At 56.2% G+C, this 24,119-nt stretch carries 17 protein-coding genes and 1 pseudogene; 9 read left to right on the top strand and 9 right to left on the bottom strand.

Annotation, left to right across the window (positions count from 1 at the left end):
- The first annotated feature begins 205 nt into the window (after positions 1–205).
- Positions 206–1,117: a ParA family protein gene (locus NL112_RS21880; protein ID WP_255153038.1), complete on the top strand. Its 912-nt coding sequence runs from the start codon at positions 206–208 to the stop codon at positions 1,115–1,117.
- Positions 1,117–1,605, top strand: a complete 489-nt coding sequence (locus NL112_RS21885) for a DUF7970 domain-containing protein (RefSeq protein WP_255153039.1) — start codon at positions 1,117–1,119, stop codon at positions 1,603–1,605. The genes NL112_RS21880 and NL112_RS21885 overlap by 1 nt, the downstream gene beginning before the upstream one ends.
- Positions 1,606–1,701: 96 nt before the next feature.
- On the opposite strand, the gene NL112_RS21890 is transcribed toward NL112_RS21885, so the two are convergent.
- The 3 genes from NL112_RS21890 to NL112_RS21900 all read right to left on the bottom strand — a co-directional run bounded on the left by NL112_RS21890 (position 1,702) and on the right by NL112_RS21900 (position 6,760).
- Positions 1,702–2,958, bottom strand: a complete 1,257-nt coding sequence (locus NL112_RS21890; protein WP_255153040.1) for a tyrosine-type recombinase/integrase — start codon at positions 2,956–2,958, stop codon at positions 1,702–1,704.
- A gap of 492 nt (positions 2,959–3,450) precedes the next feature.
- On the bottom strand, positions 3,451–5,127 hold the full coding sequence (locus NL112_RS21895; RefSeq protein ID WP_255153041.1) for a transposase: 1,677 nt from the start codon (positions 5,125–5,127) through the stop codon (positions 3,451–3,453).
- Between the two features lie 154 nt (positions 5,128–5,281).
- Positions 5,282–6,760 (bottom strand): lamin tail domain-containing protein, encoded by a 1,479-nt coding sequence (locus NL112_RS21900; RefSeq protein ID WP_255153042.1) that lies wholly within the window; start codon positions 6,758–6,760, stop codon positions 5,282–5,284.
- A 189-nt stretch (positions 6,761–6,949) separates the two neighbouring features.
- Here NL112_RS21900 and NL112_RS21905 point away from each other — a divergent pair, with 189 nt between their 5' ends.
- Both NL112_RS21905 and NL112_RS21910 read left to right on the top strand, forming a co-directional pair.
- Positions 6,950–8,206, top strand: coding sequence for a poly-gamma-glutamate biosynthesis protein PgsC/CapC (locus NL112_RS21905; protein ID WP_255153043.1), 1,257 nt, complete (start codon positions 6,950–6,952; stop codon positions 8,204–8,206).
- Complete coding sequence (locus tag NL112_RS21910; RefSeq protein ID WP_255153044.1) at positions 8,109–9,374, top strand: folylpolyglutamate synthase/dihydrofolate synthase family protein; 1,266 nt, start codon at positions 8,109–8,111, stop codon at positions 9,372–9,374. The genes NL112_RS21905 and NL112_RS21910 overlap by 98 nt, the downstream gene beginning before the upstream one ends.
- 194 nt (positions 9,375–9,568) lie before the next feature.
- On the opposite strand, the gene NL112_RS21915 is transcribed toward NL112_RS21910, so the two are convergent.
- Complete coding sequence (locus NL112_RS21915) at positions 9,569–9,754, bottom strand: hypothetical protein (protein ID WP_255153045.1); 186 nt, start codon at positions 9,752–9,754, stop codon at positions 9,569–9,571.
- Positions 9,755–9,864: 110 nt separating this feature from the next.
- Between NL112_RS21915 and NL112_RS21920 the strand changes: the two genes are divergently transcribed.
- Positions 9,865–13,770, top strand: coding sequence for a PAS domain-containing protein (locus NL112_RS21920; RefSeq protein ID WP_255153046.1), 3,906 nt, complete (start codon positions 9,865–9,867; stop codon positions 13,768–13,770).
- Between the two features lie 421 nt (positions 13,771–14,191).
- On the opposite strand, the gene NL112_RS21925 is transcribed toward NL112_RS21920, so the two are convergent.
- Positions 14,192–14,638, bottom strand: a complete 447-nt coding sequence (locus tag NL112_RS21925; RefSeq protein ID WP_255153047.1) for a hypothetical protein — start codon at positions 14,636–14,638, stop codon at positions 14,192–14,194.
- A 134-nt stretch (positions 14,639–14,772) separates the two neighbouring features.
- Between NL112_RS21925 and NL112_RS21930 the strand changes: the two genes are divergently transcribed.
- Positions 14,773–16,137 (top strand): restriction endonuclease, encoded by a 1,365-nt coding sequence (locus NL112_RS21930; RefSeq protein ID WP_255153048.1) that lies wholly within the window; start codon positions 14,773–14,775, stop codon positions 16,135–16,137.
- 71 nt (positions 16,138–16,208) lie between these two features.
- Here NL112_RS21930 and NL112_RS21935 read toward each other — a convergent pair whose 3' ends face one another.
- Together NL112_RS21935 and NL112_RS21940 are read right to left on the bottom strand one after the other, a co-directional pair.
- Positions 16,209–18,485: a DEAD/DEAH box helicase gene (locus NL112_RS21935; protein ID WP_255153049.1), complete on the bottom strand. Its 2,277-nt coding sequence runs from the start codon at positions 18,483–18,485 to the stop codon at positions 16,209–16,211.
- 67 nt (positions 18,486–18,552) lie between these two features.
- On the bottom strand, positions 18,553–18,993 hold the full coding sequence (locus tag NL112_RS21940) for a TRAM domain-containing protein (RefSeq protein ID WP_255153050.1): 441 nt from the start codon (positions 18,991–18,993) through the stop codon (positions 18,553–18,555).
- A gap of 90 nt (positions 18,994–19,083) precedes the next feature.
- On the opposite strand from NL112_RS21940, the pseudogene NL112_RS21945 reads away from it, so the two are divergent.
- Positions 19,084–19,239: pseudogene (locus NL112_RS21945) on the top strand (helix-turn-helix transcriptional regulator); the annotation flags it as partial.
- 147 nt (positions 19,240–19,386) lie between these two features.
- Here the strand turns inward: NL112_RS21945 and NL112_RS23075 are convergent.
- Positions 19,387–19,524: a DUF7837 family putative zinc-binding protein gene (locus tag NL112_RS23075; RefSeq protein ID WP_491543657.1), complete on the bottom strand. Its 138-nt coding sequence runs from the start codon at positions 19,522–19,524 to the stop codon at positions 19,387–19,389.
- A gap of 350 nt (positions 19,525–19,874) precedes the next feature.
- On the bottom strand, positions 19,875–21,599 hold the full coding sequence (locus tag NL112_RS21950; protein WP_255153051.1) for an SIR2 family protein: 1,725 nt from the start codon (positions 21,597–21,599) through the stop codon (positions 19,875–19,877).
- 207 nt (positions 21,600–21,806) lie between these two features.
- Between NL112_RS21950 and NL112_RS21955 the strand changes: the two genes are divergently transcribed.
- Both NL112_RS21955 and NL112_RS21960 read left to right on the top strand, forming a co-directional pair.
- The gene (locus NL112_RS21955) at positions 21,807–23,228 is read left to right on the top strand and encodes a hypothetical protein (protein WP_255153052.1); all 1,422 of its coding nucleotides are present in this window, start codon (positions 21,807–21,809) and stop codon (positions 23,226–23,228) included.
- A gap of 259 nt (positions 23,229–23,487) precedes the next feature.
- On the top strand, positions 23,488–24,111 hold the full coding sequence (locus tag NL112_RS21960) for a winged helix-turn-helix domain-containing protein (protein WP_255153053.1): 624 nt from the start codon (positions 23,488–23,490) through the stop codon (positions 24,109–24,111).
- Positions 24,112–24,119 lie beyond the last annotated feature (8 nt).

The following is a 24,119-nucleotide window of genomic DNA, read 5'->3' on the forward strand; positions in this document are numbered from 1 at the left end:
CCATTATTCACGGCTCTACGTGCCATTCTTCGACATTATCCATTAGCCTAATTCATCTACATAATCTGAATATGCCATTCCCGGGGAGGATTGGTCGTGTTTACCACCTGCATTATCTATATACATTAGGTGGATGAATTAGGTGGATGGATTGGCTGTATGTCTGACGTACCTTTATTATGTAGACGAGCAATCTGTCGAATACATGCCCATCACATATACCATCTACTCAGAATCGGGGGGCATTCACAAAACAACGTGGACCGCCAACCTCGCAGAAGCCCACGCTCGACAAGGGTTCGATGTTCTCGTCATCGACCTCGACCACCAAGCCGCGAACCTCACCTACCTCTTTGATGTCGAGGAAGGTCGCGACGATCCCGATGCTGACAATCTCGTACGACACGTCCTCGGGCGGCCAGATGGGGACTTCGAGGATCTAATTCGCAGCACCGATGAGGGAGTCGACGTACTCCCTGCCCACAATATGCTAGAGGAGTTCACCGAACTCCTCCTCCAACGCGAACGCTTCGAGGAGAACATGGGTGACGAATTTGACCGCTACGAGCAGCTCTACAACGTCCTCTGGGAGGAGAATGACGTGCAAGACGACTACGACGTGGTCATTATTGACCCGAACGCCCGCGCCGAGATTATGCTGTATAACGCCATCTACGCTACTCGTACCCTCGTCGCACCCAGTAAACCAGCCGGGAAGGGCAACAAGAGTCTCGAGGGACTCGCAGAGCTCTTAGAGAGTATGAGTGAGAACCTTAGCATCGACGTCGGCGTAGCCGCAGTCATTCTCTCTGGTGCTGGTACGACCAGCACACACACTCGCTATATCGAAGAAATGGAGGATGAGTACGGCATCGCCGCAACTATTGGCGAACGACAGAGTATGATGGATGAGATGTGGGACGCCCAAGGAACGGCGTTCAAAGTCGTCGAGGAAGGTTGGCACAACGGTGAACCGGGAACCCGACGCCTCCGGGAGCGCGAAGTAGAAACACTCGAAACCATTCTCGAGATTGCCAACTACCTCACTGATGAGTTCGGCGTCGAACCGCCCCAGGAGCCGTCTCTCAATATTGAGGAGACGGAGGTGGTGTCCTGATGGGGGGACTGAAGAAGGGAACCGGAAGCCTGGATTTCGATGAGGAGCCCGACGAGGAGGACGACGACGCAAAAGTGTCCGAGTCTGAGGCGGAGGAGAAATCAGCAGATGCAGAGGCTCAGCCAGACCAACAGGCCGAATCCGAATCGTCCACAGAGACGGTGTCTTCCTCAGAAGGAATGACTCAGGCGGAGGCGCAAGCACAGACGCAGGCAGGGGAATTCGATATGGACAGCCTTCCCTACCTCGTGCAACGGCAGATGCGCGGTGCGTCGGTGAACGCTGACCGGACAAAGCAACTGCTGCTGGAGGTTCGTCCCTTTGTCAAAGATGGCGAAGAGGCGTTCCTCAACGATCTTCAAGACCTTGTCGACGGCCCAGTTTACAAAGGCGACGCTCGCGAAGCCGCGATGGTAATCGCGCAGGAACACCCCGAACTCGTCGCTGAAAAGCTCCGTGAGTGGGGTATCGAATACCTCGATAAATAAACCGAAAAGCACCGAGAACTCCGGTTCTTCCCGCCTTCTACGAGTCTGTCTGACGGTGCGACTGTCACAGATCGGTGCACAGCGGTTGCGGGGAGATTACTCGCCGTCGGAATCAGGGTCGGAGTCGGCGCCGGCGTCGTGTCGAGCATGCGGTTCTTGATCATGTTCGGCGAACGCTGCTTCAGCGCGCTCGGCCAGCTCCCCCGCCTCGATGTGCGAGTAGTGCTCGCGAACGATCTCTTCGGAGTTGTCTAGGTATCGCGCCGCCTCAGCGTGCCCGTACGCTCGGACGAGCACCTCCCCGACACCACGACGAGCGCCGTGGGGAGCGAGATATCCATGCTTATCGTCGAGGTCGATGCTCGCCTCCTCTGTGAGTCGCTTCAACACCTCGCGAGCGCCGTGTGTCGTCAGCGCGGGCGGGTCGATACCGTAGTCAGCGAGGAGTTCGATAGCCGCCCCCTCACCGTCGTTCACCATCTCCCGGCGGATTGCTTCGACCTCACTTGGTTCGTACCCTCGAGCTTTCATCTCCTGGGCGAACGTCTTCACCAGCGTCGGATAGTCCAGTGTCGGGAACACCGGCCACTCATCGCTCGGTGGGTCGATCACGCTCTTCAGCCGCTGAAGTGAGGGAATCGCTGGATCAGGCAGGGGTCGGTCGTCCCATCTCCCCGTCTTTCCGAGAACCTGGATGTTGTTGTCCTTGAGGGAGACGTCTGCCCACCGTAGGCCATCACGACCACGCCGATCGTCGTTCCCATCGGCCAGTGTCTCCGCGCCACGAACCCCCGTGAAACAGAGCACGTAGACCAAGGCCCGGTCGCGACACGCCTTGATTGCAGCCTGGCGGTCACTCGCGATAGCGTCGATGGCTTCGTGTGCCTGCTCGTTAACGTACTCGAGAAGCTCCGCCCGTTGCTCGGCAGACCACGCTTGCTGTTCCCCACTTTTCCGGCCTGTCTCTTCGGGGAGTGGCTCTTTTGCCCGTCGCCGTTGAGCGATATTCCCCGAGAGATAGCCTTCGCGGGCCGCCCAGCCACAGAATCCAGAGACGTGCGCGTAGTAATTCCGGATCGTTCCCTCGGTCCAACCCTGTCGCGAGAGATGCCGAGCATACTCGCGGAGATCGCCTACGGACAGCCCCCCGAATGTCACCGACGACGCCGGGCGATCACCCGCCAGGAACTCGATGAGACGATTCACCTCGCGTTCAGCGTGGCGTCGATACTGCCCGCTCTTGCCGTTGCGTCCCTTCCCCTTGTCCGTGAGGTAATCCTCAAGGACGTCGACGATAGCAACTGCAGCGCCGTCTCTGTCACCCGTCTGCCTGTGCCTCTCGTCGGAACTCATCGTGGTCCCCCACCGCGGTCTGGGTCGGTTGGTGTTCGCCCTCGATAGCGAGCGGAAAGTCCCTCAGATTCTGCAGGGTCGTCCTGAGTGGTTGTATCCCCGGGTTTGGGTGGCGTCATCGTACTCAGTGTGGCAGACGGCGGCTAGCTTCTTGAATCTGTTTACGTTTATCGCAGTAAACGTAAATACTCTACTCCGACAGCTAAACACCCCACAACTCTCGATAGACCTCCTCTACCCTCTGAATACGTCATTTTGACAGGGCCATAAATCGCATACCGCGATATACTTTTCCTTCGGTTGGAAGTTGAGACTACGGAGGGTTTAGTGGGCCTGTAATGCGTGGTTTCGGGCGAATCGGTGAGTGAATACTGCTTCAGGTTGCCGTCAAAACGATCATTCCTGTTGAATTTTCTATCATATGGACGATTTTCTGCAACTTAGGGTAGTGTTGCCACTCAGACGTCCATCTATCACGGGTAGAGAACCGGACTACCCGATTCCGGTCTCCTTTTTCAACAGTGTGAGTGTATTATCGGCAGTCACCATCGGTGACCGTTCGTATTCTCCAGTCAACTCGACCTGCACGAGCAAATCGACCGCTCGCCAGATAGAGTACAACAGACAGGCGAACGCGAAGTAGAAGAATCGCAGCCCGAAATCCGTCGACGTCGTCGCGGCCATGAACCGCTTAATCGACCGATAGCCACTCTCGATCTCCCACCGATACCCATACTCGCTGAGAAAACCGCCACCCCGATTGGACATGAATACCGAGTACTGCCGGTGGTCGTCATGCTCGGAGTTCTCTTTCCGACGGTAGATCAGCGTCGTCTCGTGCCACTCGTTCTTCCCGAGATGGAGCTTCCGGTCGGTCTCGTACCGGTCTTGGTCGCGCTGGAGCAATCGTTTTGCCTGAGCTTTCTCACTCGTCTGCATCCGCTTCGGCACGACGTAGGAGAGCCCGCGCTGGCTGATCATCTCCAGGATGTGCTGGCTGTCGAACTCTCGGTCCATCAGTACGTTATCGACGTGAACGAGATCCTCAGCCGAGTCCAGCAAGTCCTCGACGATCTCCTTGCGTGACTCGCCTTTCCGTACCGGGCGAGCATCAAGGACGAGTGGGACGGCGTTGCCCACGAGCTGGACTGTCGCCCACTGGTAGGCGTACTCGTCGGTCTTCTCCTTCGTCCCGATAATCTCGTCCTCATGGCCCGTCCTATCGCCGGTAAAGGGGTCGTCCTCAGTGATGTCGATGGCGACGATGCCTGCGCGGAAGAACTCCTCTGTCTCTGCGGCCTCGTCAATGAGGTGACGGATCGCCTGTCGGTACATCTCGCGGATCTGCTCAATGGAGAGATCGCGTACCTGGTCGCGATGACCATGCCCGAGTGGCGTTCGATTACGCGTCGACTCGTGGATGAAGCTCCGAGCGCCCTCGTTAGCCGCCAAGTTCTCTCGGAGCCCCAAGTAGGTCTGTAAGCCCCAGTAAGCGTTCTCGGGAATCTCACAGCCCTCGCCACGATTGAGCGAGAACGCGGGGAACACGACGCGACTGACGTGCTTGGTAACCGTCCCTGCCTCGTCAAGGATGGCCCGATCGTCGGGGTCTGCTTCAGCGGCGGCGTCGCCTTGATCCGGGAGGTTTCGTTCTGGTTCACGTGGTACAGCGACATCCGCATTTTGTGCTTTGATGAGGATCGTTCGAGCCGCTTTCTGGACCGTCTCGCGGAGATCTCCCGTGAAGCGCTCGTTCCAAGTGCGCCACAGTGTCGATTGGTTTGGGACTGACTCCAATCCTAAGCGTTCGCAGAGTGCGGGATGGCTATCGAGGTACTCAACGAGATGTGTTTCGTGCTGCCATCCGTGGAGTTCCTTCAGCACGAACACGCGAAAAAGGGTGTCCATCTCGTAGCGTGTCGAACTTCCGTAGCGATCATAGGCCACGAACCTGAAGTAGGCTATCGGAAGTTCGCAGACGAACTGTTCGAGCGAGTTATGACCTGGGTGCGTAAACCAGATACTCGAGACGACTCGAACGTCCGATTCTAACCCACCGAGTGAGGAACGATCGTACAGCGGCGTCGAGTCATATGTGGGCCATTCGACGCGTTGCTGGTGCCCGATTCGTCGAAAGACGCTGCGGCGAGACTCACGAGTCGCGACCACTACAGATGGATAGCCTGGACACGCTCAAGAATCCGTTTAACCGACTAGTATAGAGAGTCCTGTGGTCCGTTGAACCCATCAATAAGCTCGGCCTGTGGTTATTAGCAGCCGGGAGTGGGGACGGCAATAACTCATCAGCGCCGAGCGAGGCGATTCACTCTCGCGGGTAGGAGTACGCGAGGACCTCGTTCGCGTTCTCGTCCAAGACGATGACCGTGTCGCCGTCGTTGTTCCAGACAGGCTTCCCCGCGTCCCAGTAGAGATCGGTCTCCGTGGACTCGCCCGCTCCCGAGTGGAGGCGGAAGCTCTGCCCGGCCGCTAGGACGAACCCATCCGGGACCGCGAACTCTGCGCCGGCTGTGTCGCGAATCGTGTAATTCGAGAGGTCGAGTTTCTCGTCGCCGTCGTTCGTGAACTCGACATACTCCTCAGCGAGGTTCTTCCGGTCGTCATCCTCGGGGTCAACGTGCAAATCGGAGACGACGAGCTGGGCTGGCTCCTCGTCTACGTTGTAGAATCCGCCCGGTTGCACAACATCGCGACCCCGGACGTACGTCTTCTCACCCGCCTTCGAGACCAGATAGCCGTACGCCGAATCCAGCGAGAAGTTCGCAGCCTTCGCCTTGTACTTCAGATACAGCGTGCCGCCCTGCTTCGTGTACGTCTGGGGCTGGGCGGCGTTCTGCCCCGCCAGATACTGCTTCGAGCCGAAGTTCACCGCGTAGTTCCCCGGGTCGAGATCGTCCGGGCCGACCCACTCGCTCTCGTCGACGCCGGCCGGCGGATCCTTCACCGCCACCGTCAGCAGGTCATTCGAGTACGGGTCGAACTCGGCTTCCTCGGAGTCCGGCATAATGTCGATGTTTGCCTTCTTCACCGTCTTCCCCTTCGGTGGCTTGATTTTCACCGGCTTCTCCTGATAGAGGTCGTGCCGGGTCAGATTGCCGAGGTCGCCCGAGATGAACGTCCAGGCGTCGACACCGCGCAGCGTCTTGGGGTTCACGCTGATGGTGAAGTCCGTGCGGTCGAGGACACCCCAGTACGCACCGCCGTCGCTGGTGTTCTCACCCCATTCCCACTTCACCTTCTGATTGCCGCCCTCCCATTTCTCGAAATCGTCACTCACGCTCATCGGGTCGTCACGGACTGCCCACTCGCCTTGGTCGCGGCTCAACCCCGAGAACGCGAATGTCGCCGTCCCTCCGTGGCCGACGTCAGCCGACCCATGCAGGAAGACGAGCGACGAATCGACCGGGCCGTCGTAAATGAACATCCGCGAGACGGCGTCCTCTTCGATGATGTCCCCCTCGGGACTCGCAGACGTGTCCGTGTAATCGTAGAACTGCTCGACGTTCATCTCGTCCTTCGAGATCGGGTTGACCTGATACCGTAGATAGCCCTGCTGAAGGATGAACGAGGCCTCTTCGACTTCGGTGTCAGATGACATCGAGAGATATGCCCCTACCCCACCCAAGGCGATGACGCCTGCCGCACCGCCCCCTATCAGAAACTCCCGCCGTCCGAGTCCGGACCCGGACGTCTGTTCACCCCCAGCTTCCCCCCTACCTGCGTCTGTCCCCTCAGAGGATGCAGACGACTCTCGGCCCGACGGCTCATCAGTCGAGTCAGCCATCTCACGTGAAGTTCGCATCGTAAAGGGAAAAGTCAGGCGGCCAAATCGGCCGCAACATACGGCTGAGTGAACCCGCAGACCCGCCCAGCTCACTCTCGAGAGCAGCCACCACATTCTACTTCGCCTCCCACGAACACCCAGTCGACCCACATCTCTCGGGTGAATTGAATGATTGTCGCTTCCTTCATAATGATCGTCGGCATCGCGACCGTCGCGGTCCTCTCCCACCGGGAAGGCTACCGACTGGGCGGCGTGATGACTCTCCCCCTGCTCGTGATCTATACGTTTCGAGAACCTCTCTCACCCCTCATCTTCGTCGTCGGAACGACCGTCGCTTGGGGAGCACTCTGGGCCACACGAGAGTACACCCTGAATCACGGTCGTCGCGTGTTCCTCATTGCTGTCCTCACCGGTGCCTTTGCGACCATCCTCGCCGCCTACATCATCTCCGTCCACACGCCCGTATACCTCCCATTCGCCGATGCAGAAGCCGTCGCGAGCATCTTCCCCGGAGTCGCCGCATACAATCTGATGCGTCTCGACGCTGACGATCGAGCCGCCGACGTCGGCCTGATGGTCGCTCTTTTCGTCGGTCTCATGCTCCTCGGCGTCGGCGGGCTGTTCTACTTCGAGGGGCGTCCGATACCGACACCACCCGTCCTGGCACTGCCGACGAGCGACTTCGTCACCTGTCTCGGAATCGAGCCACGATGCGAAGCCATTACGCAAATCACTCCTCACTGGTTGGCAGTTGCACTCCTCGCTGTGGATGTCGCCATTTACGAGGGAGTACGGAAACGCTACGATCTACGTCTCGCCGGGATAATCGTCATCCCGCTCCTCGCCGTGTTCAGCGTGCGCCTAGAGCACACCGCCGCCCTCTTCGCTATCGGTGCCACCGTCGTCTTTCTCCTGCTTTCGAGTATCCACTGGCTCTCTCTGTTGTACGGTCGCGTCCTATTGGGTCTCTCGCTCACCTTCGGAAGCCTCTATGTACTCCTCATCGGCTCGTTCACAGGTACCGCTATCTCAGGACTCACACTGTTCTTCCTTGGGCTGTTCGTCGGTGTCGCCGCCTACAACCTTCATCGCGTTTCGCCATCGAATCGAACCGCCAGTATCCGCCTCTCCGCCAGCCTGTTCGTCTTCTTCTACGCCGTGCTGCTAGTGTTTGTCCAGATCCCACCCACTGGCCTCTTCTACGAGAACCACCTCGTCTACGCTCTCGTTGGCCTGCTTGTTCTCAGTCTCGCTGGTCGCGACCTCTACCGGCTCGAGCAGTCGCACCCCTCACTCGCTGCCTTCGCACGCGCATCTGTATTCGCAAATGTCGATGTCGACGGCGCCGATGTCGAAACTTCACCACTCGTCTATACCGACGGGGATTCGAGCCCTTCTGATCAGACGAACGACAGCACCCCTACTCACACTCGTGAGGAAGAGTAAGATGGGACCTCGCCAGTCTTCATTCGGGGTCCGTCGTTGGCTTTCAGCGACCGCCAACGATGCCCGGTCGATGATCCATCGGACGGTCCTCCGCGGGCGTGAGCACTTCGAGCGCGTCGAACAGACGCCGTATCGAATCACAGTCACGGGTATCCGTGGAAAATCGACTGTCGTCCGTTGGCTCAACGAGACGCTCGTCGAACGTGGGTACGAGACCTACGCCAAAGTAACCGGTAATCGTCCCGTTTCCTACCATAATCTCGATGGGACGCCCATCGAGCGCGACGGCACAACCAGACTCTACGAGAACGCTACCGAGTTCCGCGAGTACCATCCGGTCGACGCCGCAGTCGTCGAGAATCAGGGCATCCGCGAGTACACCACCCGCCTCGCGAACGAACTGTTCGACCCGCACGTGGTCATCCTCCTGAACATCCGACGCGATCATCAGTCCACCCTCGGTGAGGAACTCGACGATATAGCCCGCGTGTTCACTCGCGTCATGCCCGAGGGGACGGTCGTCATCAGCGGCGACCGCAACGAAGCGATCAACGCATATCTCCGACAGGAGTTCGAGAAGACGGGCCACGAGTTCCGTGTTGCCGCCCCGAATCAAGAGTCACAGGGCCCCTTCGTGGACGTATTCGGTGCGCGCTCGGCACTCGTCGTCGACGAAACGCTGCGCGCTCTCGGGATGGACCCGCTGGAACCTCGACAGATTCAGGACTACATAGACTCCCTTCACCGGGAGTGGGGATGGCAACGACTCGAGGGTGGCGGGCTCATCGCGAACGGCGCGATGATGAACGACATCGAATCCACGGAACTCCTTCGCCAGTTCCTCGTTGAGCGCCTCGACCAGAACATCGTCACACCGTTCATCTACACTCGACGCGACCGAGCCGGACGGACAGCCGCGTTCGTCCACTACCTCAACTGGCTCCATGCGAACGACCTGATCACCCAGATTCACGCTGCTGGAACGCAAGACCGGCTTCTTGAGCGTCGTGTTCACGCCGATGTCGTTCGGTACGGCGAGGGCGAAGACGTGGGCGCAGTCCTTGATGCCTTGCTCGATGAAGGGCGACCAGTCTATATGATGGGCAACACCGTTGCGGAGTTCATGCGAAAGTTGACAACGGAGATCGACAGCCGCGCTCTAGAGTGACCTTCTCCCACGTTTCGTAACGCTGAGTAATCGTCTGCAGTTTGGCCCTCAAGCTACAGGAAAGGAATGCCGAACCAAGTCTGGTTCTGTATAAGCGCTGTCTCTGCAGCACGCTCGCAAAATTATCTATCTGAAAGTTTCTTTCACAATCGGTTCGCATCTCTATCGAACAGCGGTTCCACATCAACCAATATCTAGTAAATCGAACACCGGCAGAGCCAATCGGAACCGTATGCATTGAGGCAGCCAGTCTCCACATCGAACTCCTTACTAAGACTAACATCGATCATCTCTCTGATGTCTTCGTCGTCGTCAGCAGCCAGAATTTCCGCAGGCATACTAGCAGCGTATCCGTCCCGTTTCCTTATATTGACCGACATACCACAACTCCCTCGGTTATTGCGCTTTTCAGTCGTCAGCGACCTCGATAGCCCACGAGAGTGTCTCGCAAGAAATATTTAACCAGTTAGACAGTCAAATCTCTGTAACTGTGCTCGGTACTACTGACGAACTGGACGATCCAATCCGCGTCCTCTACGTGAACTCCGATCCCGCGTTCGCGGAGTTGGTTCAAACCAAACTCCAACAGACGAGTACCGAGATCGACTGTGTACCTGCCGACGGTATCGACGAAGCACTGCACCATCTTGCTACGGAACGAATCGACTGTATCGTAACGGCGTACTCGCTCGAAGATGCCGACGGCATCGAGCTTGCAGAGTCGATTAGGCAGCGGAACGACGATATCCCGATAATCCTCTATACTGGAAAAGGCAGTGAGGATATCGCGATCGAGGCGACTCGGGCCGGCATCTCTGACTACATCCCAGTCCGGTCGGAACGTGATAACTTCACACTACTCGCGGCCCGCATTCGAACGCTCACAAGGGCTGCTCGCAAACGCACGGAGGCCGAGCAGACGAAACGGCGCTTCCGACGAACGCTCGAACGCGCAACTGACGCGATTTACGCCGTCGATAGCGATTGGCGCATCGAGTATATGAACGAGAAAATGGCTGATCGAGTCGACCGTGAGTCCGACGCGGTCGTCGGGGAAACCATCTGGGAGGAGTTCCCCTCGATCGTCGGGACGGAACTCGAAGATAAGTATCGAACGGCGATGGAGACTGGTGAACCAGTATCGTTCGAACAGCATCTGGAAGAGCCGTTCGACTACTGGGTCGAAGTGCGAGCGTTCCCAGATGACGACGGGCTGACTGTCTTTTCGCGTGAGATTACTGCCGAGCGAGAGCGGGAACTGAAGCTAGAGCGCAGTGACGCGATTCTGGAGAACATCCACGACGTCGTGTTCGTCCTCGACGAGCAAGGTGATATCGAGTTCGCGAATACGGCTGCAAAGCGGTTGCTCGCAGGGGATCAGTCGGCCCAGCTCACAGGACAACAGCTCGAAACGGTCGTCGGTGACCGCGTTAGCAATTCCGATATAACGCGATTCTCCCAGGCAGTCGAATCGACGCTCGACGAGATCGAGAGCGATGGTGGGTCCACCGGGTTGTACGATGCAGACCTCCAACTCGACGTCGTGGTCGGGACCAGCGAGCGGACATTCGACGTCCGGGTAACCCCGTTCCAGAGTCGCAAAAGCAAGCAGGTGCTCGTTGTCGCTCGAGACGTGACCGAACAAAGCGAGGTAAAGCGTCAATTGGAACGAGAGCGGGACGCACTCCAAGACCTCCAGGCGGTCATGGGAGAAAGCGATGTCTCGGCCGAGTCACGCCTCCAGAATCTCTTGGAAGTCGGTTGCCAGACGCTCGGGCTCGAAATCGGTATCGTCTCGCGGATTCAGGACAGCGACTACACGGTCGAAGCAGTTCACGCACCGGAAGCCGATATCGAAGTTGGCGATCAGTTCGATCTCGAATCGACGTACTGTGCGGAAGTCGTCGGCACGGATTCGGTCTGTTCGTTCGTCGACGCCGTTAGCGACGGGAAAGAGACGCATCCTGCCTACCGTGAGTTCGAGTTAGAATCGTACATCGGCGTGCCACTCGTCGTCGACGACACGCGTTACGGAACCGTCAATTTCTCGAGTCCGACAACGCGACTCGCGCCGTTCGGAGCGCTCGAACGAACGTTCGTCGAGCTGGTCGCACAACTCGTGAGTACCGAACTCTCGCGTCGTCGTGACCGTGCCGAACTCGAACGTCAGGAGTTCCTCTTCGACCGCGTTCAGGACATCGCAGATATCGGTATCTGGGAATTCATCCCATCGAGCGGCGAACTCGCCTGGTCTGACGGGGTCCGCCAGATCCACGGTGTCGACGAGGACTACGACCCCTCCCTCGACGACGCGATCGAGTTCTACCACCCCGACGACAGAGAGACGATTACCGCAGCAGTCGACCGAGCAATCGAAGACGGGGAACCGTACGACCTCGACCTCCGAATCGTTCGACCCGACGGCGAGGTGCGTGACGTTCGGGCGTGGGGAGAATACGTCGACGACACACAGCGCGGCGACTCAGCACTTCGGAGCGTTTTTCAGGATATAACGGAGCGAAAAGCGAAACGCCGTGAGCATCGAGAGCTCGCAGAGGAATACGAGGCGTTGCTCGAAACGTCCGGGGACGCGATATTCTTGCTTGACGTCGATACCGCTGGTGAGGACCCATCATTCGAGTTCGCCAGACTCAGTCCCGGATACGAGTCACAGACCGGAATTACGACCGAGGAAGTTCGTGGCAAGACCCCACGAGACGTGTTTGGCGACCAGGAAGGTGCTGAACTCGAGGCTAATTACACTCGTTGCGTCGATCAGGGGGCCCCAATCTCGTATCGCGAAGAACTCGACATCGGTGACGGTGCGCAGTTCTGGGAGACCAGCCTCGCACCGGTCGTCGTCGATGGCGAGACTGTTCGAATTGTGGGTATCGCTCGAAACGTTACCGAGCAAGTCGAACGAGAGCGTGAACTCGAAGCGACGAACCAGCGACTGGAATCGCTCATCGAGGCCACGCCACTCACAGTTATGGAGATCGACACGGATGGGACCGTCATCCGCTGGAACGACGAGGCTGAAACCATGTTCGGCTGGTCGCAGGACGAAGTGCTTGGCGAGTTCAATCCGATGGTCCCGGACGAGCAGCAGGAAGAGTTTGCCTCACACCGGCAGCGCGTCCTGAACGGCGAGCGAATCCGAGCAAAAGAGATACGGCGAGAGACGAAAGACGGAGACGAACTGGACCTGCTCTTGTCGGTCGCGCCGGTTACAGGTCCCGACGGAGAGACTACGAGCATCCTCGCCGTCTTGGAGGACATAACCGAACAGAAACGGTTGGAAGCTCGCCTCCGCTCGCTTCAGGACACCGCACAGCAGCTGAGCGGCGCTGAATCAAGCGAGGAGATCGGAGCGATTGCCGTCGATGCCGCGGCCGAGATACTCGACCTCGATATCACCGGAATTTGGGAGTACGACGACCGAGAGAACGTGCTCGCCCCAATTACGGAAACGTCTGAAGCACGAGACCTGTTTGGCGAGTCTCCCCGGTTCACTCCTGGAGACAGTCTGGCTTGGGACGTGTTTGAGTCCGGAGAAACACAGGTATATGATGATATCCAAGCTGAGGGTCAACCCCACAATCCGAACACAGAGATACGGAGTGAGATTCTCGTCCCACTGGGTGAGTATGGGCTCATGTCGACGGGGTCAGTTTCCACGCAGGTCTTTTCTGAGACGGACGTCGACCTGTTCCGGATTCTTGGTGCGACTGTCGAGGCAGCACTCGCACGAGCAAGCAGGGAAGAGGAACTACGCCGACAGAACGAGCGACTCGACCAGTTCGCGAGCGTCGTTGCCCACGACCTTCGGAACCCGCTCTCTGTCGCAATGGGGTTCCTCGAAATCGCGGAGGAGACCGGGAAGGCGGAGCACTTTGAAAAAGTAGAATCCGCACACGACCGAATTGAACGACTCATCGAGGACCTCCTGACGCTGGCACGTGGGGAGACGACGATCGAGGATGCAGAAGAGATCGACCTCGAGAGTATTACAACGGAGGCGTGGGGATACGTCGATACTGAGGAGGCAACGCTTACAGTCGCAGATGGAATTCCGACAGTCACCGGGGATGCAGGGCGGCTGACCCAACTCTTCGAGAATCTCTTCCGAAATGCAATCGAGCACGGTGGTGCCGACGTCACGGTGACCGTGGGTGGACTAGACGGAGACGATGGATTCTACGTTGAGGATACCGGCAGCGGGATTCCCCAGGAGAAGCAAGACGACGTGTTCAAACACGGCGTCACGTCCAGCGAGGGGGGAACCGGGTTCGGGCTCTCGATCGTGGCCGACATCGCGAAGGCGCACGGTTGGACAGTTTCGGTGACAGACGGAAGCAATGGCGGGGCACGGTTCGAGTTCAAGCGGTCAAAATAGTACCCGTTGTCAGTGAGCAAACCGTGCCTGCGGTCTATGCATTGAGAGAACCAGTCTCAACTATTGCCTTCGGTGGCGCTGCCACAATCTCGGAGTTTGGCCCGGTGATGTGTGCCTTCATTTCACGACATTCTCGGTGAAACGGCTCACATCTGGCGTTTCTCCACTCGAACAATACCCCACATACATTGCCGGTAGGCACGCATCACACCCCTATTCTCCGAAACTGTGCGCTGCGAATACCGTTGAATCCGTGCATCGGATCCGCCGATCTCAGGGAGAATCGGCAGGACCCACCGACCGAATCGGCGGTCTCACCACCAATTCTTCGGTGGGAAGTGAGCGTCGTTCGGATCGAACGGAAGAGATCGGCCGAGTGAGACAGTGATGCCTCTCACGACGGGCGTGCTCGGAATGGGCGCTACAGCGATGCGCTCACCTCTCTGCGAAGAAACGCACGAAACCGCGCGGCCGTCACGCGCGGTTTCGTGCGAAACTCCACGACCTCGATCAGTGTCTGGACCAAAAAGTCCACGAGCAGCCACAGATCGTACAACAACACCGCGAATCCGAAGTGAAACAGCCGGATCGAGAAGTTCGTTGACGTCGTCCACGGCGCGAACTCCTTGATCTTGCTGTATGCCGTTTCGATGCCGCCACGGCGGCTGTACCGATTCATCTGCTTTGTTGCCCAGCGGCGGTCGAGACCAATCTCGTCGTCGACGTCGAGATTGGTCGCGAACACCTGGGCGGTCTCGCGGTCCTCGTCCGGTGGCAGTCCGACCAGCGGTTGTTTGTCACATCGGGGGACGACTCGTCCCCCACCGGTCACTTCACCGATCACAATCCCGTGCACGGATTCTGTCATTCGCAGCGCCACTCAGACGGCGTCGGACACTCTGTGAGATGAGTAAACAATAACCGTGGTCACGTCGCCGTGTTTTCATCGCCAGCCTCGACAACGTATATAGTAGTAGCAACTTATACTCCACTTGGAACGGAATGGCTGTACTGGACGACCTCTCCGGGTTCGAGTTCGAGGACGTGATGGAGGACGTCTTCCGAAATCTCGGCTACGAGAACGTCCGTCAGGCCGAGCGGACCGCCGACGAGGGGCGAGACGTCATTATGGAGGAGGTCGTCGACGGACAGCGACGCGCGATCATCGTCGAGTGCAAGCACACGGATACAGTCGGGCGGCCGGTCGTGCAGAAATTGCATTCGGCCATCGCGACGTTCGACTTCGAGGGGCCAAAGCACGGGATGGTCGTCACAACCGGACGATTCACGAACCCCGCCCAGGAGTACGCTACCCGGCTCCAGCAGAACGACGATCCCCATCCCATCGAGCTGCTCGACGGCGAGGACCTCCGGGAGATCGCCGACGAGATCGGCCTCAACCTCTACAACGGTCGAATCGAAATCCTCTGTGACGAAACACTCCGTCCCTACGACCCCGCGGCCGACGTCGACGGGCCCGTCGAGGAGGTGTTCCGCGACATCGAGAACATCGAGGCCGCCGACCTGCCGGCGCCACGCTCGGAGGCGACGTTTCGGCCGGTCGTGGCAGTCACCGCTGACACCAACGCGGTCTTTGAGACATCAGTCGGCATCATCCACCGGATCAACGAACGGACGCGGTTCGTCGTTCACGCCGAACGCGGACATCCGCAGGTAGCTGACGACGACGTCGCGACGCTGGTCACCGAAAACCTGCACGCGACGGTCGACCTGGACACCGACCGATTCGGCGAGGTATTCGACGAGGTTGAGGAGCGCCGGTTCGGGCAGACGCAGACCGAGTACAAGGAGTGGGCCGTCGACCGCCTCCAAGACTTCCACACGACGACGGTGACCTACACCGGCGACAACAACGTCACGTACAACAAGACCTGCGAGCCGAACCGCTCGGATATCTCCGTCCAGTCGATCAAACCGGTGTACCTTCCCGAGGTTCGGCATACGACCGATCTCAAAGAGTACACCTATCCCTACGAATACTATGCGGCGGGCCCCTCTCGGGTCACCGCGGAGGACGGGATCCATCGCTGCGTCCACTGTGACAGGAGCGGTGTCGACGAGACGTTCACCTACTGCCCCAGCTGTGGAGCGATCGCCTGCGACAGCCACACCAAGACCGAACGGCTAAAGCAGGAACCGGTCTGTACGGGCTGTGCCGTAACTGAGCGGTTCGCGTTGAAGACGAAGTACTTCTACGACGAAGACAACCTCGAGGCCTTCCGTGAGGAGTACACCGATATGCCGATCCACGAGAAGGCGATGGAGAACAAACTCTTGGCTGGCGGGACTGTGGTTGCGACGCTGCTAGTTGTCGTCGGGCTACTCGTCATCGGCGGTGTTATCTAGATTACGATGAGTCTCCAGATTGAGGAGCTCAAATAAATGCCAGCCGGGACCACTCCTCACCGGATAGTTTGTTATCCGACCATCCTCCCTTGTTCATCGATATACTCTTGGAGGCGACGATAGAGATCAGCGCAACTCGTAGAGGAATCTCGGTGGGAGGCAACCGACGAGAGTGTTTCCCAATTACCAATCAAAACGAGTCGCTTCTTTGCACGAGTGAGTGCGACGTTCAATCGACGAGGCCCCTCATTAGGGAACGCCAGGAATCCGGAGTTGTTCCGGTCATTACTCACCGTGAAGGACACGATGATTACCTCCCGTTGACCTCCTTGGAAGGAGTCGATGGTTTGTACCTTGATGCTCTCTGCTTTGTCTACATCAAATTCAGAAACCAGCTCACTCTCTACGAGGTCTCTCTGACCAGTATATGGTGTGATCACTCCCACGTCACTTGCATCAACCCCGGCGTTCAGTGATTTCTGAACTTGTGCAACAACGACTTCTGCTTCGTGTGGATTTGTACGTGAATTTCCTCGGTCGGATTCTGGGTTAGTTATGTCTATTCCAACTAATGGTTGTAACTCTGAAAGAGTCGCAGATTTATTCGCTTCACCATGGAGCAGAAGTCCATCGTAGAACTCCTTATTAGAGAAGTTCGCGATAGATCTGTGCATTCGGTACTGCCGTCTAAGTGTGGTTTTTGCATCGTCTCCAAACCGGTCCAAGAGGTGCTCAAACAGCGACGGATAGAACGCTTCATCTGAAGCATTTTCTCCAGAGTGGTACGGCGGTAGTTGTTTGTGGTCCCCTGCCAACACGAGTTTCGAGCCGAATTTAAATGGGACTGCAGTCGCTGGGATACTCGCCTGCGTTGCTTCGTCGACCACAATCAAGCTAAATCGCGCGAGATCGAGTCGGTCTGCGCTATTCGTCGTCGTTGCCACAATTTGAGCCCGGTCTGTCTCTTCATCTGCATAGTGAGTGGAAACGACTCGAGATGTAATTTGATCTCGTCGCCCAATTCGAGATAGTCGGTATCCTTCTGTTTGGATTATTCCGTGGAGGGAGTCCTCGTCAGGGTCATTTGCACTGCTCTCTCCTGCGATTAAATTATCTACTGCTTGATTTGAGTGGGCGCAGACCAAGACACGTTGTCCCGACTCGACTGCGGATTGAATGACAGCTGTTAGTGTTCGAGTTTTTCCTGTTCCTGGTGGCCCATGGATACAGTATGCATCCTCTGCTCGAAGGGCATTGATTGCTGCCCGCCGCTGGTAAGAATTCAATTCAAGTGAAGTATTCAGTGAAACCGATAGGGGTGCGCCGAACGAGAGAGATGAGTCACCTGCTAGCAGTTGCTTGCCCGAACTGGAGTCAGCCATCTCTCGGAAGGCTGAACGCTCGCGCTGGAAGGCAATATTACGGTCGAAAATCGCAACAGAAACTCGGTTTACCCGTCGGATTTCATCCTTCACTTGGGACGTCCGCGTTGTCGCCTCCCAGTCAAGCTCTACGCGGAAATCACTTAATCCGACACGAGTAACGATTCCCGGTACAATCGGCGAACTCGAGTCATCACCAGGCGCAACTCCGACAATATTCCCCTCGTGGATTCCATAGGTCGATTCAACCGGGTTACGGTGAGCTCCAGACCCCGGTGCTGAAACAGAAATTCGATCCTCTGCCAATCGAGAGTATCCGGCAGAAGCGATCCCATCCCCGCCTTGTTCCCGCTGTAACCTCTCGATGGACATTCCCCGATGGGAGTCCCAAACAGACCGTCGCTCTGCTTCCAGCTCATTTGCCATCGCTTGCTCTGTTGTATCAATAAATTCCTCATACTCATCGTCCGATAGCGGATCCACAGCCGAGAGTTCTCGTGGTGGTTGTGGCGGACGATCATCGAAATACTCTGAAGACAAGTATGAGGGCCTCTCAGATGGTGAATAACTAGAGTGCCAGAACCGCATCCGATACGCCAAGTACGTCAATTCAGACTCTCCAATCTCTCGGAAATCGTCCCCACCCGTTTCAGCATTCAGAAAGTGTAGCTCATGTGGGTCAGAATCATCACTAAGTAGAGTCTCGTCAGTCTCTCTCCGGTAAATCAGGTACTCTCCAGTCAGCTCCGCTGAATCTTCTGCATGAAGAGGAATAAACACCTGCCCAGCCTGCTGAACCAGTGTCTTCTGAACGCGAAAGGCATTGATGATCTCACCGACTGGTAGCGGCTCGTCAAGACTCCAAGAGTCATCGGATTCTAACATAGACGCAGAGACAGATAGCTGAGAGAGCTGATGGCCGCCTTCAAGAAATGACGTGGTAACTGAATCCAAGTAGGCCTCCATAATGGGGGAGAGATACTACGTTAGTATAAAACACGGGCAAGCCATTGTGAACGAGAAACTAGGAGAATCACAACGTTCGAGGGTCCGGCTCGACGATCTTGGCGAAGGCAACATTCTGTTGCACCTGCTCAATCTCGACGGTCGGTTCGTCACCGGGCTGCCCCTCCGGAACGATCACAACGTAACCACGGTCAACCTTCGCAATACCGTCGCCTTGGTCACCAACGGCCTCAACGGTCACGTCCCAAATCTCACCCTCCTCAACGGGCGGCTCGGAATGATCGGTTTCTTGAGCGGTCACAGACGTCTCAGACGATCTGTCCGCAGACTGCGTATCGGATCGCGCTGTTATATGCCCGGCTTCGAGAATGGCGATTCGATAGGTATCACCGGGCTGAATGGCGTCGTAACGCACCTCATTCGCTGGAATCTCGAGTATGTAGCCCCCGTCGTCGGACTCAACAGTCGTAGTGAATACCGAGCGAAGTGTGTCAGGAATGTCGACCATCACGAGAAGATTCAGCATCCGACGCAAATAGTCGTTCCTCACGCCGTCAGTCGGTGCGTAGGCGTCCTCAACATAGTCACGAAGTTCCTCGGACGTCTCTACCCCAACTTCGATACGCTGGTCGAAAAGAGGCTGGTCGAGAAAGGAGAGAAAGACCGCCGGACAAATGTCTATACAGTTACCAAATGCGGTCAACGAGAACTCAAACCCCGGGGTGACTTGGAACGCCAGTCCGTCGACCTATAACTCGTACCGAGCGATATCACTACAGCCGCACTCGGGACAGGAGTCCGAGGTCTCATCTAAACTAGTCCCACAAGTTCGACACTCGAACAGTTCCGTTGTATCAGTTGAGGTCGGAGAGAGCCGCTTTAGCACTCGTAACATAGAAACTTACTGTGGATCGACGACATCCCGACACTCGGGACATTCAGCCCAGACACCACCTTCATACTCTATCAGAGTATGATGAGACAGAATCTCACAACCGCAGTGCGGGCATTCACCGAGGTGCGGGTCCTGGGTGCTCATATGAGTGGGAAGCGTGTGACTGAGGAACGCAATGCCCTCTGTTTCTCTCTAAGGGGACAGGCCCACATATACCTCAGTGAACCAAAGTGAAAGTGGTAGCAGAGGTTAGTCTACTCAACGTGAAGGCCAGCTCAGCGAAGGTTGACTGAGAGTCACCAATACGACTTTCGCCAAGATAGGCCTTACCAGATTGTGTACGACGTGTCGTGACCGGCTCCTCCTCGCCAAGTCCGATATCATAGATTGAGTTTCTAGATTCGGGGGCTGTAAGATCGAAGTTCGAATCGAATATCGAATCCGCTGTAAGCTCAGTAGTCGATGGAGAGACGCATTGGTGTCCCAGAAGTGACTTAATATGGATCAAAGCGTGATTCAAGATTTGAGAGATAGGCGCTTATAGTATCAATATCGGCCGGTAGCAACCCGATCTGTATTGGCCCCCAGTCTTCACCTTTCGTTTCGAGTTCCGCTTCCAAGGAGTTCAGCGTTTCTTTGTAGTAGTTTTGCTCGAAATGAGGAAGACGTTGATCCTCATCGATCTCTTTCGAGACGAGGAGAAGTAAGTCAAGTAGCGCCTCAAACCTCCGTGAACTCTCCTCAAAGCGCGTATCTGACGGGATATATTCGGAGAGGATCGGTCGGACAGCAGACTTCAGACGCGGTCGCAGATTCCGATTTCCCCACCCTCCGTCGGGAAATTCGCTACCAAATTCCCACGGGTGGATCTGCCGAACCGGAGCAACATCACCTCGCAAGTTCTCGAGTTCAGGATCAAGCAGAACTGCCCGAACGGCATCCCAATGACCAACTTCAAGGCCTGTGATGCCCACTGCGTACGAAAGGTAGGCAATCGGATATCGCTGTCTGATTGCCATCCACGAACCCATACGATGACGACTCTCTGGACTTGGCGGTGAACCTAAGCGCTCGATCATATTTTCTAACGCGAAAAGGCCGCTATTCTCGCCTTTCGGCCCCCAGTAGGCACACGTGGCAGCCGCGGTAGCCAAGACACTCAGTTCCTGTTCATAGCTCTCAAACCGCTGGTATACAGAGTCGCGATCAACCTCGTGATCGAGTGGATAGCGCTCTTCGGTGAAGATCCGTTGATACACCCGTTCTGTTTCCTCTCGGAAGAGATCGCCGAGTGCGATGTTCTTCTCCGATTGACTCAGATACCGTTTGGTGCGTTCTCGGGCGATTTCGTTGGTTAATGGCCCCTCGCGTTCAGCGCCTTCGAGGGCGCGAACGTTCTCCGTGAGCGTAGTAAAAAAGGAGGCTGCGCCATCAATAGAGATCTGTATTGCATCTCGATCATCGATGATCGCCCGTGCTTCGTCTTCCAAGCCGCCATAATTCGCCCAGTATGTAGGATAACGGTCACACACATTATCCGTCAGAAGCTCCTGGAGGGCAGTATCATAGCGTGCTGACCACCCACAGACAATGAGCCCGTATTCTGAGAAAACCTGACTGAGAAGGTCCTCAACACTATCCTCGTACTGGTCAAGCTCGTCAGAGACATTCTTCAGATTGACGTCCTTATAGTCGCCGTTGACTTTGAGGATTAACGCTTCTTGATGTTGCAGCGGTTCTGCCTCCCGAACGTCCCTGGCGGATGATGTGACCAGCGGAGTTAGCTCCCGGTCAATGAAAGAGTGCTCGAGTAGTCGGTCGAAGTTTGTCGTAACGATGATTCCGATATACCCTTCCTCAACTAACCAAGCAATATTCTTGTGAGCCTCGGTGGGGAGTTTTTCACCCTGCTCACGTTCGAGGTCAGTTGGCTCAAAGTATTTTTCCAGCAGCGATCGTCGCTCTTCCTTTGATTGAGCGACCTGCTTGATGACATTGTCATATCTCGCCTCTTCATCGAATGTATTCTCATACCACTCGGAAGGGTCTGTTTCAATCTCATCGTCGTACTGGTCAGCAATTTTTCGGATGAGATCCTGGACGATACCCCACCCAGTAGGGATGCCAGCCTCTGTAGAAGTTCCTGAACCCAGTAATAAGGCGAAGACGCCAGGGTTGTTTTTTACTGAGAAGGAAAGCTTTGTTTCGTTGTTGACCATATCAGAGCATCCCAATGGGAGCCAATAGTTCCATTGTTCGCACACACGTCGCGACGGGTGCTCTGAACACAGGCATCAACCCGGGTCACTCTGCGATTGCACCACTGGTCGATCACGAGTGGGCTCGCAATCGATATTTAAAGAAACAGCTGGCACTACTTCCACAGGCCATTTTTATACGATTTCCAACCCGACATATTGGTACAGATGAGCGAAAACGAACCGCTAGCGGACACACACGGGAGCCCCGCATACGCACTAACCGAAGCTGAACGGAGGTATATTCGATCGGGAGATCCGGGGGGCGAATCGAAAACGAATATGGAGGCTCGAATCGAGACGAAGATCAACCGCCTCGGATACCGTTTAGACCACCTGTTAGCGGACATTTTCTTACTCCACGCGAACGACTACCTCACAGAGGAGTCGTGGAAGGATGGATGGGTTGGTCTACTCGGATTCGACGAGTACCCCGTCCAACCGTCAACACGAAGAAAAAGAGCCCCAGAGCTTACCGATTTTGAAGAGCCCAGCAATGACTCGGAGATCGTTGAGGCGTGTCGGATGGCCTCTGACACTGATTCAGATATTGGCCGTCCGATGTCGAGCACGAAGGAATTCGGCAGAGATATCGGTGAATTAGCCCGGAAACTCGCACTTGCTCCGGGTGATATGGACGAAGACGAAGTGCTACAAGATATTGCCTACGGCTTTATTGAAGGGCTATATTTCGACCACAGACCAGTCGGGCTCGGTGACCAACTAATCCAGCAACGGCAAAAGTATATGAACGAGATCATTTCAGCCCTTCAAAAACAGCTCGAACATGAGCTGACATACGACCGTGAATGGGCTGAGTGGGAGCGTGAGTGGAGAGTTCAAGACGATTTGTGGGATGAACATCGAACGGAGATGATCTCCCGACTTAGAGAGATCCTCAACGAAGCACCGGAACCAATTGCCCCTCGACGATCGATGTCAGAGTTTCGTTCCCGGGTGCTCGAAAAGCGAGGCGATACCGACTCGCAAGAAGCAGGAGTGAACGAGAGGGGTATCGACTGTCGAGATCTCCTCTTCTTATTGATCGACAACAGCATCGAGTCGGATCATCTAGTCGGCTCATCTGGACACTGGGGTGATTTTCAAGCCGAACACGGTTCAGCAGAGCAGTTTGAGCCAGAGGAGTTCATCCAATACGACCGTGTGGTATCCCTGATCGAAGAGTGGAAACTTCTAGAACGAAATGTTTTGTATCGCCATTGTCAGACAGATGCTGATCGAATGCGGGAGAAAAAAGCTCGCGGACTAGATGCGCTTGATGTGTTTTCGGCCATTCACAACAGTAAGAGTTCGATCAGCTCGAAACGGATTGCACGAGACATCGGTTCCGAAACATCGTATCAAAGTCAAGTCACCCAGATCTGTACGGATCTTGCGAGCCGGGAGTGGGAGCAGCGGCCAGTACTATCCGGAAGTAAGGATGGGTGGGAGTTGACCGCGTATGGCAAGCTATTGGCGGAGTGTATGTTTGGGGAATCGCAGTCCGTCCTCATGCAGACGTTCGGACCAGCGATTAGTACTGACTTGATTATCCAAGCGGCGACCGAAATTGACGAGAACCTCAGCTAAGAGTACGACTGTCATCCCTGTGTAGAGACACGCCTCCAAACCATCCAATAGGGAGTAAGTTCCAATCCACAGAGCGGTAGCGTATGCAGGCGGTCACGGCTTCTATCGAGGTGCAGATCTTCAGAAGGAAATACAGTAACCTCGTGTGAACCGCCTCGGGCTGAGTTCCGTGGCATTCGCCTCGACAACCTGTGAACACTACAGCACCCGATTTCCGGGGCAAACGTTTATGGTTTCTTGTTTCGTAACTCTATACAAGATGAGCTACGATACAGAACACGTGCGAAACGCGGGGGACACTCCGGGGATGATCACCGGAATCCCCACGTTCGCAGAATTACTCGAGAACCCGTCCCTCGCTAGCCTCTATACATCGATTCGGCGGTCCGCGACTGCCACGGGCCCTGAACTCGTTGAAACAACGACCGTCTCGAAGAAAACGGTGTACGACTATCTCCATAAGCTGGAACAGGCGGGCCTGATCAGCAAGGTTGACGACGATGGCGGGACCGCCGTATACACCGCTGAAGAGTTCGAACTGACATTGACGGTCCGCGAGACGGAAGTCTCGATCACGCCCGAACTCATCGAAGTGATCGCACAGAAGAACGAGTATCCAGCGATCGAGCGGATTCTCGAAGACCACGGCATCGTCACGTTCGCACTCGCATACGATCTCGTGAAAGCACACAGTAAGGGGAATGTCACAATCCGGCAGATCGCGAGCCTCACAGACCTTTCGCCTGGAACTGCGTATGATCTCGTCGAAGCACTCTATTCGATTCTCGATCTCGGTGACGACGAGTCGGGCCCGACGACGTACACACCGGATGATTTCGACGAGGACGAAGGCGATCTCCTCGGGGAATTTGCCGACAAGTAGACTGAATG

It is taken from the genome of Halorarius halobius (assembly GCF_024298865.1).
GTDB classification, from domain to species: domain Archaea; phylum Halobacteriota; class Halobacteria; order Halobacteriales; family Haloarculaceae; genus Halorarius; species Halorarius halobius.